At 40.7% G+C, this 15,942-nt stretch carries 10 protein-coding genes; 2 read left to right on the top strand and 8 right to left on the bottom strand.

Annotated features, from left to right (window positions below; all coding sequences use genetic code 11):
- Positions 1–193: 193 nt before the first annotated feature.
- Together gyrB and asnB are read right to left on the bottom strand one after the other, a co-directional pair.
- Entirely contained in the window at positions 194–2,134 is a 1,941-nt protein-coding gene (gene gyrB, locus ACULLG_RS15830; RefSeq protein ID WP_452127770.1) for a DNA topoisomerase (ATP-hydrolyzing) subunit B, read from the bottom strand.
- Positions 2,135–2,386: 252 nt separating this feature from the next.
- Positions 2,387–4,057 carry an asparagine synthase B gene (asnB, locus tag ACULLG_RS15835; RefSeq protein ID WP_452127771.1) on the bottom strand — a complete coding sequence of 557 codons (1,671 nt, stop codon included), beginning with the start codon at positions 4,055–4,057 and terminating at the stop codon, positions 2,387–2,389.
- Between the two features lie 241 nt (positions 4,058–4,298).
- On the opposite strand from asnB, the gene ACULLG_RS15840 reads away from it, so the two are divergent.
- Positions 4,299–4,829 carry a DUF2911 domain-containing protein gene (locus ACULLG_RS15840; protein ID WP_452127772.1) on the top strand — a complete coding sequence of 177 codons (531 nt, stop codon included), beginning with the start codon at positions 4,299–4,301 and terminating at the stop codon, positions 4,827–4,829.
- A 46-nt stretch (positions 4,830–4,875) separates the two neighbouring features.
- On the opposite strand, the gene ACULLG_RS15845 is transcribed toward ACULLG_RS15840, so the two are convergent.
- Positions 4,876–6,498: an amidohydrolase gene (locus tag ACULLG_RS15845; protein ID WP_452127773.1), complete on the bottom strand. Its 1,623-nt coding sequence runs from the start codon at positions 6,496–6,498 to the stop codon at positions 4,876–4,878.
- Between the two features lie 50 nt (positions 6,499–6,548).
- Complete coding sequence (locus tag ACULLG_RS15850) at positions 6,549–7,625, bottom strand: OmpA family protein (protein WP_452127774.1); 1,077 nt, start codon at positions 7,623–7,625, stop codon at positions 6,549–6,551.
- 164 nt (positions 7,626–7,789) lie between these two features.
- Between ACULLG_RS15850 and ACULLG_RS15855 the strand changes: the two genes are divergently transcribed.
- Positions 7,790–8,113: a carboxypeptidase-like regulatory domain-containing protein gene (locus ACULLG_RS15855; RefSeq protein WP_452127775.1), complete on the top strand. Its 324-nt coding sequence runs from the start codon at positions 7,790–7,792 to the stop codon at positions 8,111–8,113.
- A gap of 19 nt (positions 8,114–8,132) precedes the next feature.
- Here ACULLG_RS15855 and ACULLG_RS15860 read toward each other — a convergent pair whose 3' ends face one another.
- From ACULLG_RS15860 to ACULLG_RS15875, 4 genes are all read right to left on the bottom strand, one after another.
- A complete protein-coding gene (locus tag ACULLG_RS15860; protein ID WP_452127776.1) occupies positions 8,133–9,251 on the bottom strand; it encodes an OmpA family protein in 1,119 nt (372 codons plus the stop codon).
- Between the two features lie 251 nt (positions 9,252–9,502).
- Complete coding sequence (locus tag ACULLG_RS15865; protein WP_452127777.1) at positions 9,503–10,453, bottom strand: hypothetical protein; 951 nt, start codon at positions 10,451–10,453, stop codon at positions 9,503–9,505.
- A gap of 29 nt (positions 10,454–10,482) precedes the next feature.
- Positions 10,483–12,207: a SusD/RagB family nutrient-binding outer membrane lipoprotein gene (locus ACULLG_RS15870; protein ID WP_452127778.1), complete on the bottom strand. Its 1,725-nt coding sequence runs from the start codon at positions 12,205–12,207 to the stop codon at positions 10,483–10,485.
- Positions 12,208–12,217: 10 nt separating this feature from the next.
- Positions 12,218–15,472 (bottom strand): SusC/RagA family TonB-linked outer membrane protein, encoded by a 3,255-nt coding sequence (locus ACULLG_RS15875; RefSeq protein WP_452127779.1) that lies wholly within the window; start codon positions 15,470–15,472, stop codon positions 12,218–12,220.
- Between the last annotated feature and the right edge of the window lie 470 nt (positions 15,473–15,942).

Here is a 15,942-nt window from a genome sequence, read left to right on the forward strand (position 1 = left end):
ATTGTGTGGGTGAGGACAAAAACTGTTACTTCGAGCGTAGTCGAGAAGTATAGAAATGGTAAACCCAAATAGGTCCCGACTGCGCTAGACCTGACAAAAAACCACCTTTTGACAAGTTCACGATGACGTCAAAATCATAAAACACAAAAAATCCCGGACAAGTCCGGGATTTTTCATTCTAAATATTTACAACTTATGCATCAATATTGGCATAAACGGCATTCTTTTCAATAAATTCTCTTCTCGGGGGCACTTCATCGCCCATAAGCATAGAGAAAATACGATCGGATTCTGTTGCATTATCTATGGTGACCTGTCTCAAAGTCCTAAATTCAGGGTTCATGGTGGTATCCCATAACTGCTCCGCGTTCATTTCACCAAGACCTTTGTAACGCTGGATTCCAGCGCCGCCTTTCATGGATTCTACAATTTCATCTCGTTCTTCATCATTCCAAGCATACCTCTTCTTGGACCCTTTCTTCACCAAATACAATGGTGGCGTAGCGATATACACGTGTCCTCCTTCAATAAGTTCGCGCATATATCTAAAGAAAAAGGTAAGAATCAAGGTTTCAATGTGGCTACCATCGACATCGGCATCACACATGATCACTACCTTATGGTATCGCAATTTTTCAAGGTTCAAGGCCTTACTATCTTCTTCTGTTCCGATAGTAACTCCAAGAGCGGTGTATATGTTCTTGATTTCCTCATTTTCAAAAACCTTGTGCTGCATGGCTTTTTCCACATTCAATATCTTACCACGAAGTGGTAAAATGGCCTGAAAGTTTCTATCACGTCCTTGTTTGGCCGTTCCACCTGCCGAATCACCCTCAACCAAGAACACTTCACATTTGGTAGGATCCTGTTCTGAACAATCGGATAGTTTCCCAGGTAATCCCCCAACACTCATCGGGTTTTTACGTTGGACCATTTCACGGGCCTTGGCTGCGGCATGTCTTGCCTGGGCCGCCAATTTCACCTTTTCAACGATTTGTTTGGCATCATCTGGATTCTCCTCCAAATAATTGGTCAACATTTCGGAAACGGCCTGACTAACGGCGCTGGTCACTTCTCGGTTACCCAATTTTGTTTTGGTCTGTCCTTCAAATTGCGGCTCTGCTACTTTTACCGAAACAATTGCGGTCAACCCTTCTCGGAAATCATCCCCAGCGATTTCGAATTTTAACTTGTCCAACAAACCTGAACTATCAGCATATTTTTTTAGAGTAGATGTTAATCCTCTTCTAAAACCTGATAAATGTGTTCCTCCTTCGTGAGTGTTGATGTTATTCACATAAGAATGCAGATTTTCTGAAAAACCGGTGTTATAAATCATGGCCACTTCAACAGGAATTCCGTTTTTCTCACCTTCCATGGAGATAACATGTTGAATCAACGGCACACGTGTTTCGTCTAAAAACTTGATAAATTCCTTCAGCCCTTCTTCGGAAAAGAAGGTTTCTGAAATAAATTCTCCTTTTTCATCCTTATTCCTACGGTCAGTAAGTGAAATAGTCACTCCTTTGTTCAAATAGGACAATTCTCGCATCCTATTGGCCAAAGTGTCATAGCTATATTCTATGGATTGGGTAAAAATGGTATCGTCGGGCATAAAAGTGACCTCTGTACCTGTTTCCTTACTCTCTCCGGTACTTTTTACGGGATAAAGGGTTTTACCACGTTCGTACTCCTGTTCCCAAATCTTACCTTCTCTATATACCGTAGCCTTTAAATGGCTTGATAGTGCATTTACACAAGAAACCCCAACACCGTGCAGACCACCTGAAACTTTATAGGAATCCTTATCGAACTTACCACCAGCCCCAATCTTGGTCATTACCACTTCCAAGGCGGAAACTCCTTCTTTTTTATGTAGGCCAACAGGTATTCCCCGACCATTATCTCTTGTGGTTACGGAATTATCCTCATTAATGATAACTTCAATAGTATCACAGTGACCTCCCATTGCTTCATCAATGGAATTATCCACCACTTCATACACCAAATGATGGAGTCCACGGGTGCCAACATCACCGATATACATCGATGGTCGCATACGCACGTGCTCCATTCCCTCGAGGGCCTGGATACTATCTGCTGAATACTGATTTTTTTTAGCCTCTTCGCTCATATATTCTCTTTATTTGCCTTGAAATTTTCAAATCTTACAAATATAAGGAATACCCTATGAAATTAGGTACTTGAGGCCATTTGAAGACCTTAAGTTATCAACAAATACATGTGGAAAAATACCTTCGGTTTATTGGCCTATAAAAACCATGTTTTTGAATAGAAAAAGCCTCTATGGTAAGAGGCTTTTCCGACTAACTCAAATAAAACAAAACTGCAAGTATCACTACTGCATGCGGTATATAACGGTTGGTTATTTCACATATGCGTCTTCATGGACGTTGGCCACAGCCCGTCCTGAAGGGTCATTCATGTTTTTGAATGCTTCGTCCCACTCCAATGCAATTTTAGTGCTACAGGCCACCGAAGGCTCTTGTGGCACACTCAAAGCGGCTGCATCTGAAGGAAAATGTCCTTCGAAAATGGAACGGTAATAATATTCTTCTTTGGTATTTGGTGTTTGAATTGGAAATTTAAAATGTGCGTTGGCCAATTGCTTATCGCTTACTTCACTTTCCACCAAAGCCTTTAAGGTATCTATCCAACTGTAGCCAACACCGTCTGAAAACTGTTCTTTTTGTCTCCATGCAACACTTTCTGGCAAATAGTCTTCAAACGCTTTGCGTACCACCCACTTTTCCATACGTTCCCCATTGATCATTTTATCTTTTGGGTTGATGCGCATTGCAACATCCATAAATTCTTTATCCAAAAATGGCACACGTCCTTCAATGCCCCACGCTGCCAAGGATTTGTTGGCACGAAGGCAATCATACATATGCAATTTATCCAGTTTTCTCACGGTTTCTTCATGAAAATCCTTTGGGCTTGGGGCCTTGTGGAAATACAGGTATCCTCCAAATAATTCATCAGCACCTTCACCAGACAATACCATTTTAATGCCCATAGATTTAATCACCCTTGCCATTAAATACATGGGCGTGGAAGCTCTGATCGTTGTGATATCATAGGTTTCCAAGTTGTAGATAACATCTTTGATGGCATCCAAACCTTCTTGGATGGTAAATTTTATCTCATGATGAATGGTTCCAATGTGATCAGCAACTTTTTGAGCCGCAATCAAATCCGGAGATCCATCCAAGCCAACGGAAAAGGAATGTAATTGTGGCCACCAAGCTTCTTTGGTGTCTCCCGATTCAATTCGCATTTGGGAATATTTTTTGGCTATTGCAGAGGTGACCGACGAATCCAAACCACCAGACAACAATACCCCGTATGGCACATCGGACATTAACTGACGATGCACCGCAGCTTCTAAAGCATCTTTAATTTCTTGGATACTGGTTGCGTTTTCCTTTACCGCTTCGTACTCCATCCAATCTCTTTTGTACCACTTTTTGAATTCACCGTCCGAACTGTGCAAATAATGTCCTGGAGGGAACAATTCTATTTTGGAACATGTTCCTTCCAAAGCTTTAAGTTCTGAAGCCACGTAAAAGGTTCCGTTCTTGTCCCACCCTATATAAAGAGGAATAATTCCCATATGGTCCCTGGCGATGAAATATTCATCTTTTTCGCTATCGTAAATCGCAAAACCGAATATTCCATTGAGGTCATCAACAAAGTTGACACCCTTTTCCTGGTATAAAGCCAATATAACTTCACAGTCAGATTGAGTCTTAAAAGTATATTTCCCGTCAAATTGCTCTCGCAACTTTCTGTGGTTATAAATTTCGCCGTTTGCTGCCAGCACAATTTTTCCATCTTCACTGAGCAAGGGTTGTTTTCCTGAAGCCGGATCAACAATCGCTAAACGTTCATGGGCCATTATGGCCTTATCATCAGAAAATATCCCACTCCAATCTGGTCCACGATGTCTAACTTTTTTGGACATTTCCAAAAGCTGGGGTCTCAGCTTCTCTGCACTTTCCTTTATATCAAATGCACATACAATTCCGCACATATCTTTAGTTTTATAACAATTTCTATGCAAATATTAATTTATAATTTCAATTTATAAATATATTACTCACTAATAATAACAATATGAAATTTTATAATGAATAATATAAAATTATTGTAATTAAATAAAAGCTTTTCACCAAATAATCGAACACTTTGAAAGTTTTGTTAAATTTTAACGTCTCTTTATTAATAGATCATTTAAATACATCCTAGTTTTGGGATCAACTAAAATCATCATCATGAAAAAAATATTCTTACTTACTTTTTTAACTTTGGGATTGGTATTTTCAACTGAGGTCACCGCACAAAAATTTAGTGGTTTGGACAAAAGTCCTGCTGATATTGCCACATATCCTGCAAGCTATAGGGTTTCAGACAAGTCGGCCCGTGTGATCTACAGCAGGCCGCAATTAAAAGGCCGTAGTCTTTCAGAGCTAGCTCCAGCCGGCAAGGTGTGGAGAACTGGTGCCAATGAAGCTGCAGAAATCACATTTTACAAAGATGCCACAGTGGGTGGAAAATCTATCAAAGCTGGTACTTATGCGCTTTTCACAATTCCTGGTGATAGTGAATGGACGGTAATATTGAACAGCAACTTGAACCAATGGGGTGCCTATTCTTATGATAGTGCTGCCGACGTAGCGAGGGTTTCTGCCAAAGCCAGTACCGATGGTGAGTCTTTGGAAGCTTTTTCGATTACTTTCTCCGATAATGGAGACTTGGTTATGGGCTGGGGAACGGCAAGAGTTTCTTTACCTATCGCTTTTTAGTGAAGAGAAGTTTTAAAAATTTTGAAAGGGCCTTTAAGGCCCTTTTTTATTTTACTTGTTTCCCATCAACATATACCTGTTCTGCTTGCACATTGGGAATCCCATCAACTGGAATGGTCATAATATCGTCGCTTAAAATGGTGAAGTCAGCTAGTTTTCCAACTTCTATGCTTCCTTTTTCATTTTCTTCAAAGTTGGAATAGGCCGCCCAAATTGTCATACCCTTTAAGGTTTCTTCACGGGAAAGGGCATCTTGCATTTGAAAACCACCCTCTGGGAATTTTTCCAAATCTTGTCTGGCCACCGCCGCGTAAAACGTTAAAAAGGGACTTACCTGCTCCACTGGAAAATCGGTTCCCAAAGCTACTAACCCGGCCCTGTCCAATAGTATTTTGTAGGCATAGGCGCCTTTCACACGCTCGGAACCCAATCTATCTCCTGCCCAATACATGTCACTGGTGGCATGGGTAGGTTGTATGGAGGGGATAATACCATTTTTAAAATAATCAAAATCCTGTTCAGATACCACTTGGGCATGTTCAACCTTCCATCTTCTATCTTTTTTGTCCTTCAATGCTTTTTGATATGCCCTTAGCACCACAATATTTGCCGAATCTCCTATTGCATGTGTATTCATTTGATACTCCGATGCTGCTATGCGCTCTGCCAGCTGCTCAATCTTATCAACAGGGGTTACCATAGCTCCAAAATGATTTTCCTTATCCGAATATGGTGCTTTTAAGGCCGCTCCTCTTGACCCAAGCGCCCCATCACCATAAACTTTAACCGAACGGACATTGAGCTTCCGTGTTTTTATGATGCCTTTTTCCAAGAAATAATCCAGATTTGCTTCATTGTTGCTTATCATGGCGTAAACTCGAATTGATAAATCCCCACTTTGTTGAAGACTATCTATCAGTTCAATGGTAGTTCTATTCAATCCGGCATCATTTACCGTGGTCAATCCATATTGAAAGCATAAGTTTTCGGCTTCTTTAAGCGCTCTTATCACAGTATTTTTATCTGGTTCGGGCATGATATTAACTACCATTCCCATTGCATTATCAATTAAAACTCCGGAGATTTGTCCATCATTTGTAATGATTTCTCCACCCGTAACTTGAGTTACAGTGGTAATTCCAGCTAAATCCAACGCTTTTTGGTTGACCAAAAGGGCATGACCATCAATTCGTCTTAAAGCAACCGGAGTATCAGGGAAAAGTGCATCCAATTTTTCCTTTGTTGGAAATTCTTTGACTTCCCAATCGTTTTGGTCCCAGCCCCTACCTTGGATAAAATTTGAAGGGTTTTCTTTTTGAAAGGCAGCCACACGCTCCAGCACTTCGTCATAACTTTTGGTACCCACCAAATCCACTACTTGTTGATTCAATCCCAATCCATAGAAATGACAATGGGCATCGATCAATCCTGGAACAATGGTCTTTCCTTCAGCATCAATTTCATTTTCTGAAGTGAAGCTTTTGGTTATCGCCTCTTTTTCACCGACCGCAACAAATTTTCCATCTTTGATGGCAAAGGCATCCGCTTTTGAAAAATTAGCATCAACAGTATAAACGTTGGCATTATATACGATTATATCGGCTTGTTCTTTGGATTGACAAGCCAATATGATGCTTGTAAGTGAGAGATACAAAAAAAGCTTTTTCATTTTTCTGAGTTTCCTCAAAAATAGAAAAAGCCTTTAGATATTTAGGTTGTTTATTGGTTGTTTCCTGTCATTACAAATTCAATTCTTCCATCTTCAAAATTACCAGCTGTCTTTTTCCCATTACGAAGTGGTTTGGTATCTCCAACACCCTCCCAAACAATACGGTCGTCCGAAATACCAAGTTTCTTTAAATGGAGGGCAACGGCCCTAGCTCGTAGCGATGATATGAACTTGCTGTATTCTGGACTTTCAGCATCGGCATGTCCGGTAATTTTCATCTGCACTTCTGCATTTTCCTTAAGGAATTTGAATATTTTATTGACGCTGGCCATTGCTTTCGCGTCCAACTCGTAACCTTTTGGTTCAAATGGATTGCGTTCCAGTACATAGATTTTATCCTTGTCGTAGTTTATCCTTGGTAGCTCTTCCAGCATAAAATTATCAACATAATAGTATGAGAAATCACTGGACAAAGCCGGTTCCCCACTTTTCAGCAATTGCGTATCACCGTTAGATTTAAAGTTCCCCAAGATAATATGACTTTCAAATCCTTTGGCATCAAATTCTGCGGTTAGCGTGACCCAATCTTCTGTTTCGGCCATGGAATTGTTTGCTTTCAGCTCGACTTCATGGAACTTGAAATTCTCTTGTAAATCCAATCTGGCACTGGTCAGCACAGAACTATTGGGAACCTTGACCTTTTTATTGGCAAGAATAATGGACATGTTTTTCAACGCCAATTTAGAAGTCTCCGCAAGACTTACCTGAAGTGAAATCTTATAGGGATGCTTTTCTCTAAGTGTCTTTGTTGTATTTAATTGAACATATTCCCGATAATTGTTCAAAGCATAAAAATATAGGCCGGTATAACCAGAACCTTCTGTAGCTTTTTGCTCTCCCTTAAAATTAGTTGGGACACCAAAATCTTCTGAACCACATTGATTGTAGTAATCACCAGAGCTTGATGTGGGCAACGACACATTTTCGAGTAAAACATCCAACCCAACGATATTGGAAGGACAGGAATTGTAGTTTTCAAACCCTGCGTTCACAATCAAGTTTTGAGCAGGTAGTGCTGTACACACCAATAAACTGAAGCTGAATAAAAATAAAATACGGAAACCCATTTCTAACTTTGTTTGTAGGTTCCCGTACATGGATATTAACGCATGTTTTTAATTTATATTGCAAGATTCTATGTTTGGCAGTTCTATAGACCGAGCTTGTGGATTACCATTTTTCCATACTAAATTTGGATAAAAACCGTTACAATAGTCCAAATCTTGCTCTAATGCGCATAGTAACCATTATGCTCATATTATCCTTTGTTCCCTATTTTGGTTTCGGCCAAAATGCCATTACGGGAAAAATTGTCGATGAACTTGGCCTTCCAGTTTATATGGCTGTTGTTGAAATACACGATACAGAGGATATCACTTTTACAGATTTTGATGGTTCCTTCACCCTAGAGAGCAAAAAAGGCTTTCATTGGAAAATAGATATTAAATCCAAAGGATATAAAACTGAATCTTTTTTTGTTTTAAGCGGAGGCAGTACTGGTGAGATTGTGCTGGAATACAATGCCGAAATGAGAAAACTATTGGAAGGACAGTAGTCTTTTTGAAAAGATACAGCTATTCATCATCTACAAATTCGGTCATTACAAATTCCACTCGACGATTTTTTCTTCTAGCCTTGTCTGTTAAAGTGCTATCCAAAGGAATCTTGTTTCCATACCCATTGGATGTTATTCTATCCCTTTTAAGTCCTAATCCAATAAGATAATTAGCAACGGTCTTGGCCCGTTGTTTGGAAAGAACATCATTATATTCTTCTGAACCCAAATCATCGGTATGCCCGCTAATATCAACTTTTAAGTGCGGATTTTTTCTCAAGTACTTGTATACATCCTTAAGACTCTGTTTTGCTTTTGGCTGCAGCTCGAAACGGTCAAAATCAAAATTGACATGATTAAGCACATAACTTTGATTAGGCTTATATTCCGGCCCCAAATACATGACAAAAATATCATCTATATAGTAGTAGGAGTACCCTTGCTCTTTGGATTTACCCTTTCCAAAATTCAGGTATTCGGTACCTCCATTGCTCTTGAAATTCCCTAGAATCAAGTTTTTTTCAAATCCTCGGGCCACAAAATCCAAACTAAGCTGCATCCATTCTTTTTTATCATCGTAAAATCCGGGAGCTGAAAACTGTTTAGCATGTGAAACTTTCATGGTTTGGGATGCTAAAATGGCACTTGAGAGTTGTCTTTTGGTATGAACGGACAAATGCTTTTCAGAAAAAACAGCACCGAAATCCATAACTGCACCATCGGACTTTTCAGATAGGCTCAATACCAAGCTTAGACGATACCTATGGCCCTTTTGCAAAGTTTCTGAAAGCTGTGCTTGAATATATTCGCGATAATCTTTGGGTGCAAAAAGATATAGTCCGGCGTAAGCTTGCCCTTCATATGCTTCTTGCTTTCCCTTAAAATTAAGAGGAATGCCCAGTTTTGTTTTGCTGCAACGATTAAAGTAGTCTGTGGTACCCAAAGTTGGTGCATTCCAGTATTCTACATCCCTATTCAAATTGCTCATTTTAACAGGGCAATCCGCATAATCTTCAAAGCCACCATTTTGAATAAGATTTTGTGCATTCGCAGGATGCAGAGCGAGCGCAATAAAAAGTGAGGTTGATATGTAAATGAATGGCAATCGCATGATTTCCAATCCAATTGGGACAGTCATTCCAACATAAAATACCGGAGTGACATGCAATATTTAACGATTTTTTTGCTGTTTTATTGCGTATTTACTTACAATAACGAATGCTTAGGGATTTCTGTCTTGTTCCTACCTTATTTAAATTGCATCAGGTCAAAAAAAAGAGCCACCACAATGGTGACTCTTTTCATTATTCAAAAAAGGGGTTCGCAAATTGTCTTAACTGCCTCGTAACGATTCAACAATTAAAATCTCAGTATTCAACTTAACAACCATTAAACCTTTGTTAGTCTAATAGCAGCCTGTACCGCATCAGTGCAATCTGAAGCTTCATCCGATGTGAAATTGATAATAAATTCACTATCGTCGGGATTGACCAAATCATACGTCGTATTCACTCTTGCCGGGCCGCTAAGAATGAGTGCATTGCATCCCGCTCCAACACTTTGCTCCGGATTCATTATTATTTGCCCGCAGACCAATTGAAACTCAACATCTACAGGGCCAAAAGGACCAAATGCTGGAAACGTGCTTACATTTCTTATTACCTTGGTCGTATTATTCACAGATTCGATCATATATACACCATCTTCATAATCTGAAACTCCAAATATTCCAGGTGTAACGGTCGTCAACTGATATTGACCGGTAAAAAGATCATCCTCTGAAAGCGGCGCAATTAACGAAATCCTATATACATATGGAGACGAGAAGAATGATCCCCCCGAAACATTACCGGTTGCATCAACAGCGGTAAAAGTTCTTCCATCTGTTAAGGCCAGTTCCATTCGAATGTTCCATTGATCACCGCAGTTATAATCACCTAATGTAACCCCCAATGCCGAAGCTACTTCGTTTTGCGATGTTTGGAACGTGGTTCGAGGAAGGCCGTTGGGCCCACTTGAAAAGGAGGAAGCGGGAATGGTGGTCAAAAGCGTCTCCGTTGTGTTTGTCATAGCGTCTTCGGTATTGTCAATCAAATTGACAAAAACACGCACTTCTTGAAGAAGGTCACCATCCTCAATGTCTTGCTCTTCAATTTCAATAGTCAAGGATTCTGATTCGTTTAAAACATCCCAAGCGGTTCCTGCGCTGGAAACAGTTCTTAGTACTGCTCCTCGGGTGGTCTCCGCTACAACTTGGTCGGAAATCTTATCATCCTCACTGCACGAGCTGATCAAAAACGCACCAAACAGGAACATCATATATTTATTAATATTTTTCATAAACTTCAATTTTACTTTTTTGATGTTTGTTAATTCGCCATTGGAGCACTTCCATTATTATCCCAAAAAACAGGCTGTGTTTGATCGGGTTTCTGCGAAATATTGGAATTGTTGTTTACCGCATTGGATGGGTAGTACATGGATCTTACGAAAGTTCCCGGGTTTGGTTCCAAATTTGGTTTTAAGGTAGTAGGGTAACCTGTTCTTCTATAAAAGTTATAAGGTTCAACTCCGTTGCCAAAATGTGCAACCCAATATTGCTCAGCGAGAACATTCCATTGTCCATCTGCGTCCGCAGCATCAAAATTATTGGAAATGGTAGCCCTATAAGCGCTAACCTCAACAGGTGTTGGAGCAAATGAGGTATCTGAGCCGGCTTCCCTACCAACTAAGAAATTCTGCACTTTTGAAACGGATTTGTCCAATCCTGCTAAAATGAAATCCCTTGCCAAAGTTGCATTTCCTTCAAGCATTGCCACTTCTGCCCTCATGAAATCCACCCCAAAGGCGGACAATAAATTGGTGATTCCATTTCCTCCAGATCCAGCTGTGGCGTTTATACCGGAGAAGGCATCATCATCAAACTTACCTCCTACCGGATATGTTCCATAAATAGTTCGAAGTAGTCCATCTGGCGGAATACCATCGGCATCGCCATGGTCCCTCCCCCAATATCCATTGTTCAAATAGCAGAACGTAAAGCCACCGTCAACATAATGCTGGGGCGGTGCTTCCAATGAACAGTTCAATAACTCCTCATCAGGATCAATTTCAGCTCCGGGGACAAACTCCGTTTGTCTATAGAAGTAATATCTTATCCGAGGATCTCCTGTTGTGTCCATAAGGTTCATCAACCAATTGGACATGTATTCCCCTCCTCCACCTGCGGTGTAATTCAATCCATATCTGGGATGACGGGTATCAGGCTGCGAAGCACTAACCCCTGGCCAATTGTACTGAAAATCATCTACGGTATCCTGAATATAGTTACCTCCAGATACAATTGCATTAAAACTTGCAATTGCCCCGGAATCAACCAATCTTCGTTGTAAATAAATTTTCATCTTTAGCGTATTGCATGCCCTGACCCATTTGTCATAATCATTATTGTAAAAGAAATCTACAGGCTCACTTGTTGCATCGGAGTTGAAGTTGGTGATTGCACTGTCCAATAATAAAAGCATAGCATCGTATATTTCGGCTCCTGCGTCCAATTTTGCATTGAAATTGCCTTCGGCTCCTTGAAATATTTCGGAATAGGGAACATCACCAAAAAAATCCACCATACTAACCATCAAATAAGCTTCTATGAACTGTGCAATGGCAATATGATGGGTTTGACCTGCTTCTTGGGCGATTGGAGTCGTGGTTCTAATATCAGCCATAATACCTCGGTAGGCATTGTCCCATTCATCGGTCATGTCACTATCCTGGTACACACTTGCATAATTTCTGCCAGCCATATTCACTATACGGGTAAGTTCCATCCCTAATTCATTGAAACCATCACCTGTGGTATTTCCGCCTCCGGCGAAATTGTCGTTCACATCAAAATCAGCGGATCCTTCATATTGTCTTACAAAATCTTCCTGAATAGAGCTCAAGAAAAAATCTACACTAGCCTGGTCAGGAGTCAAAAAGTTTGGGTTAGCGGTAATATCCAGTTCTGTTGTTTCACATGAGTGAAGGGCGAACAGGGCCATTGCCATAATAACACCGATAAAATATCTATTTATTGTTTTCATTTTTTTCATAGTTATTTGCTTAGAAAGATGCTTTTAAACTGAATCCATATCTTCTAGAGCTTGGTCCATTGATAAAATCAAAACCAAAACCGTTTCCAACCCCGGTTCCGGAAGTGTTCGGGTCGAAATTGGCTCCTTTAGGTGTGTTAACCGCCCTAAACCAAAGGTTCTGACCTGATACGGTAAAGCTTAAAGCGCCGAATGGAGTTTTGTCCAAAACCTTTTTTGGTACTGCATAAGACAAGGATGCTTCTTGAAGCCTAATAGTGGTTGCATCATACACCTGTAATTCACTAGGCCCTCCCAATTGATTGCTAAACCAAAAAGTTGAATTGTTTATCTGCAAATTGTTAGGGTTTCCGTTGTTGTCAACACCAGGGAGAATATAAGTGTCTTCCCTATTATTGGTTTCCGGAATCAACCCCCTTCCCACCAGGGTGGAAATCGTGGATGAATAAATATCCCCACCTTGGGTATAGTTCCACTGGAAACCAAGGGTGAAATTTTTGTAAGAGACACTATTTCTAAGGTTGGCTACCCAGTCTGGATTTGGATCACCAATAATACCGTTGTTAGGATCGGTCACATGAAGTCCGTCCGCACCAACAACGAAATTGTCGTTATCGTCGCGTAAGATTCTTGTCCCAAAAAATACCCCTAACGGTTGGTCTTGAATCGCAGCATTACCAAGATTTGAGAAACCCGAATAAACCACCTGATCCGTATCCAAGCCTAGATCGGTCACCGTGGTCTCATAGGCTGTGAAATTTAAATTGGTATTCCAACTAAACCCACCTTCTTCTTTTGCCCTAAACCACTGCACTCCTAGATCGGCTTCAATTCCCTCAGACTCTATCTCTCCAATATTGGTGGCAGTAATGGTAAATCCGCTTGTTGGATCCAATGGTCTATCCAATATGAGGTCGTTGGTATTTCTCTTATATATGGATGCGTCCAGTGTAATTCGACTGTTCCACCACCTGGATTCTATTCCAAGTTCAATTTCCTCCAATGTCTCGGGTTTTAAATTAGGGTTTCCCAATCGCACACCTGTAGTGTTGGTCACAAGATTGGTGCCCGTTGCATCCTGGGCATCTTGTGTATCTAAAAACAAGGTGCTTGCAATCGGGAATGCTGAAGATTCGAAATTCGCAGATACTCCTATACCACCCCTTAATTTCAAATAATTAAGAACATTCTCTGATTTTAAGCCATCAAACGCAGCAGTTGGAATAAAGGAAACACTTGCGCTGGGATAGAATTGTGAACGATTGTCTTTGGCAAAGTTCGAGACCCAATCGTTTCGTCCAGCCAAAGTGACATATATAATGTTGTTATAATCAAAATCGGCCTGGGCGTAAAATCCAACCAAATTCCTCTCGGCAAACAGCTGAATCTCGTTTTGGTTCAAGAAATTGAAATGCCTCAAAATACCAAATACTTGCTGCCCATCACTTGCAACTCCATTTTGATCAAAAATTTCTCTTCGCGAAGTTGCACCAATGTTAAAGGTCGAGCCTATTTTTTCTGTAATATCATAGTCTCCATTCAGTACAATGTTATGGTCCCAGATGGTATTTGTATTGTTCCATGTTTCGTAAACACCGCTGGCCAATCTAATGTCACCACTATTACTGTTTATTCCTCCTTTATTCTGGAAGTTGACATTATTTTCGCTATATATGTCCAGTCCTGCCCTATAAATCAGGTTCAGGTTATTGTTGATATCGTATTGCAAAGATGCCTGTCCAAATACACGATTGGTCTCTTGTTGAGATTCTGCATTGTTAACTGTCCAAAGTGGATGTTGAATGGTGTTATCCTGTCTGTAATAAACACTACCTCCGGTAATCGGGTTTTCAAAAGGCAATCCTTGAATATTGATACTTCGTGGCGTGAACCATAAATCCCCAAAGACGGATGAGCCTGTTCCAGTGGCGCCATTACCTTGACTTAAGGCCACTGGTGGGGACACAAATTTGGTTCGTGCAAAATTCAATGTTGCGCTGGCAGTGAACCTGTTGCTCAATTGCGCACGTCCACCAACAGACAGTGTGTTACGAGTAACACTATTGTTGGGCGTAAATCCACTGTCTTTTAAATGTCCATAGTTGGCATTATAGGTAATCTTACCATCTTCAGATGCCCCCCTAATGTTCACTGAGGTATTGCTGACAGTTCCCGTTCTGAAGAAATTTTTTACGCTATCATACGGTCTCCAATCGTAGCGTGCCCCTTGAAATTCGGGAAAAGCCTGTGGAATTCCAGTTGCCGGGTTAGCAGTTGAGTATGGATGTGCCAAGGTTCCTTGATCATCAATCGCCGCTTGGTTGCCCCATCCGGCAGCTCCTTCTCTTGCAAAACTGGGTCCCCAGTTACTAAAGAACCATCCGAAGGATTGGTCAAATCCATTTCCGTATTCGTTCTGATAGTCAGGCAAAGATGCTATCTCATTGAAGAAAATGGAAGAATTGATGGTTATCTCCATTTTCTTTGGCCCCGTACTTCCGGATGCCCCAGCTTTTGTGGTAATCAGAACAACACCGTTCCTGCCCTGAGAACCATACAAAGTGGCAGCGGCAAGTCCTTTCAAAACGTTAACACTCTCAATGTTGTTGGGGTCCAGATCTAAAAACCTGCTAGATCCATTGTTTCCATTTACAAAATCCTGTCTGTCCCCGCCCCTTCCTTGTGAATTGGTATCGGTACTGAAAGGAACACCATCAACAATAAATAAGGCCTGATTACTAGAGCTAAACGTGGTCTGTCCACGAATAATCACATTGGTGCCCGAACCAGACAAACCGCTTTGGTTAGTGATTTGAACCCCTGAGGCTTTGCCCTGTAAAACCCTTGCGACATCTCCCTCGGGTCTTTGTTCAATGTCTTCACTACCCACTTCGGTAATGGCGTACCCAAGAGCTTGTTTTTCTCGCTTTATTCCTAGTGCTGTTACTACCACCTCCTCAAGGGCTTGGGTATCCTCTTCCATTTGAAGGTTGATAACATCTTCGGCACCCACAGTTCTTCGTGCCTCTTTTTGCCCGATATAGCTAAATACCAATACCTCCCCAATGCCGGCGTTTATGGCATAGTTACCTTCAAAATCGGTTTGGGTCCCTGTTGAAGTCCCATCGACCACAATATTGACCCCAGGCAAAGGAAGACCGGTTTGATCTGTAACAGTACCAGTAATTGTTTTTTCTTGGGACCGGACAGATGCAAAACAAAACAGCACCAGCACCAATGCACCAAACATTTTTTTTACTTTCATAGATAAAAAGTTTTGTTAGTAAATAATGAGTTAGTGCAACTGAGAAAGGAGGACGGGAAAGAATCGAAGGCTAATTCAAATAATCCAAAACGAGAACAAAACTTAACGGTATTCTCTTTTTTGGCAAGACCTCTCACCGTCCTGCCTTTACAATTGCAGGGTAAAAAAACCGATTAATGCTTGTTGAAATGTCCTGATTTCCGAGTCCGGACTATTTTTTTGCGAATGAAAAGCCAAAAGTCGTAACAATGGAAGATTTGGAATGACTTTTAATCTGTGTAAAAGGATATTTTATAATTATTGACAGGGTACTAACTTCAATATTTACCTTAGGATAACCCCTTTTTTTTGGAAAATTTAATTAGTAGGATCACAACTGATATTGCATTTCCAAAAACATTCCATAACATGCACCTTTTGCGCTTTGTTCATGCATAAGTGCTCCAAATCTAACGTTGGATTCTTTGGTT

It is taken from the genome of Flagellimonas sp. 2504JD1-5 (assembly GCF_053618295.1).

Coding starts and splice junctions, on each gene's coding strand:
- ACULLG_RS15855 (WP_452127775.1), top strand. CDS start 7,790: ATGCGCATAGTAACCATTATGCTCATATTATCCTTTGTTCCCTATTTT.
- ACULLG_RS15865 (WP_452127777.1), bottom strand. CDS start 10,453: ATGAAAAATATTAATAAATATATGATGTTCCTGTTTGGTGCGTTTTTG.
- ACULLG_RS15850 (WP_452127774.1), bottom strand. CDS start 7,625: ATGGGTTTCCGTATTTTATTTTTATTCAGCTTCAGTTTATTGGTGTGT.
- ACULLG_RS15845 (WP_452127773.1), bottom strand. CDS start 6,498: ATGAAAAAGCTTTTTTTGTATCTCTCACTTACAAGCATCATATTGGCT.
- ACULLG_RS15875 (WP_452127779.1), bottom strand. CDS start 15,472: ATGAAAGTAAAAAAAATGTTTGGTGCATTGGTGCTGGTGCTGTTTTGT.
- ACULLG_RS15870 (WP_452127778.1), bottom strand. CDS start 12,207: ATGAAAAAAATGAAAACAATAAATAGATATTTTATCGGTGTTATTATG.
- gyrB (WP_452127770.1), bottom strand. CDS start 2,134: ATGAGCGAAGAGGCTAAAAAAAATCAGTATTCAGCAGATAGTATCCAG.
- asnB (WP_452127771.1), bottom strand. CDS start 4,057: ATGTGCGGAATTGTATGTGCATTTGATATAAAGGAAAGTGCAGAGAAG.
- ACULLG_RS15840 (WP_452127772.1), top strand. CDS start 4,299: ATGAAAAAAATATTCTTACTTACTTTTTTAACTTTGGGATTGGTATTT.
- ACULLG_RS15860 (WP_452127776.1), bottom strand. CDS start 9,251: ATGACTGTCCCAATTGGATTGGAAATCATGCGATTGCCATTCATTTAC.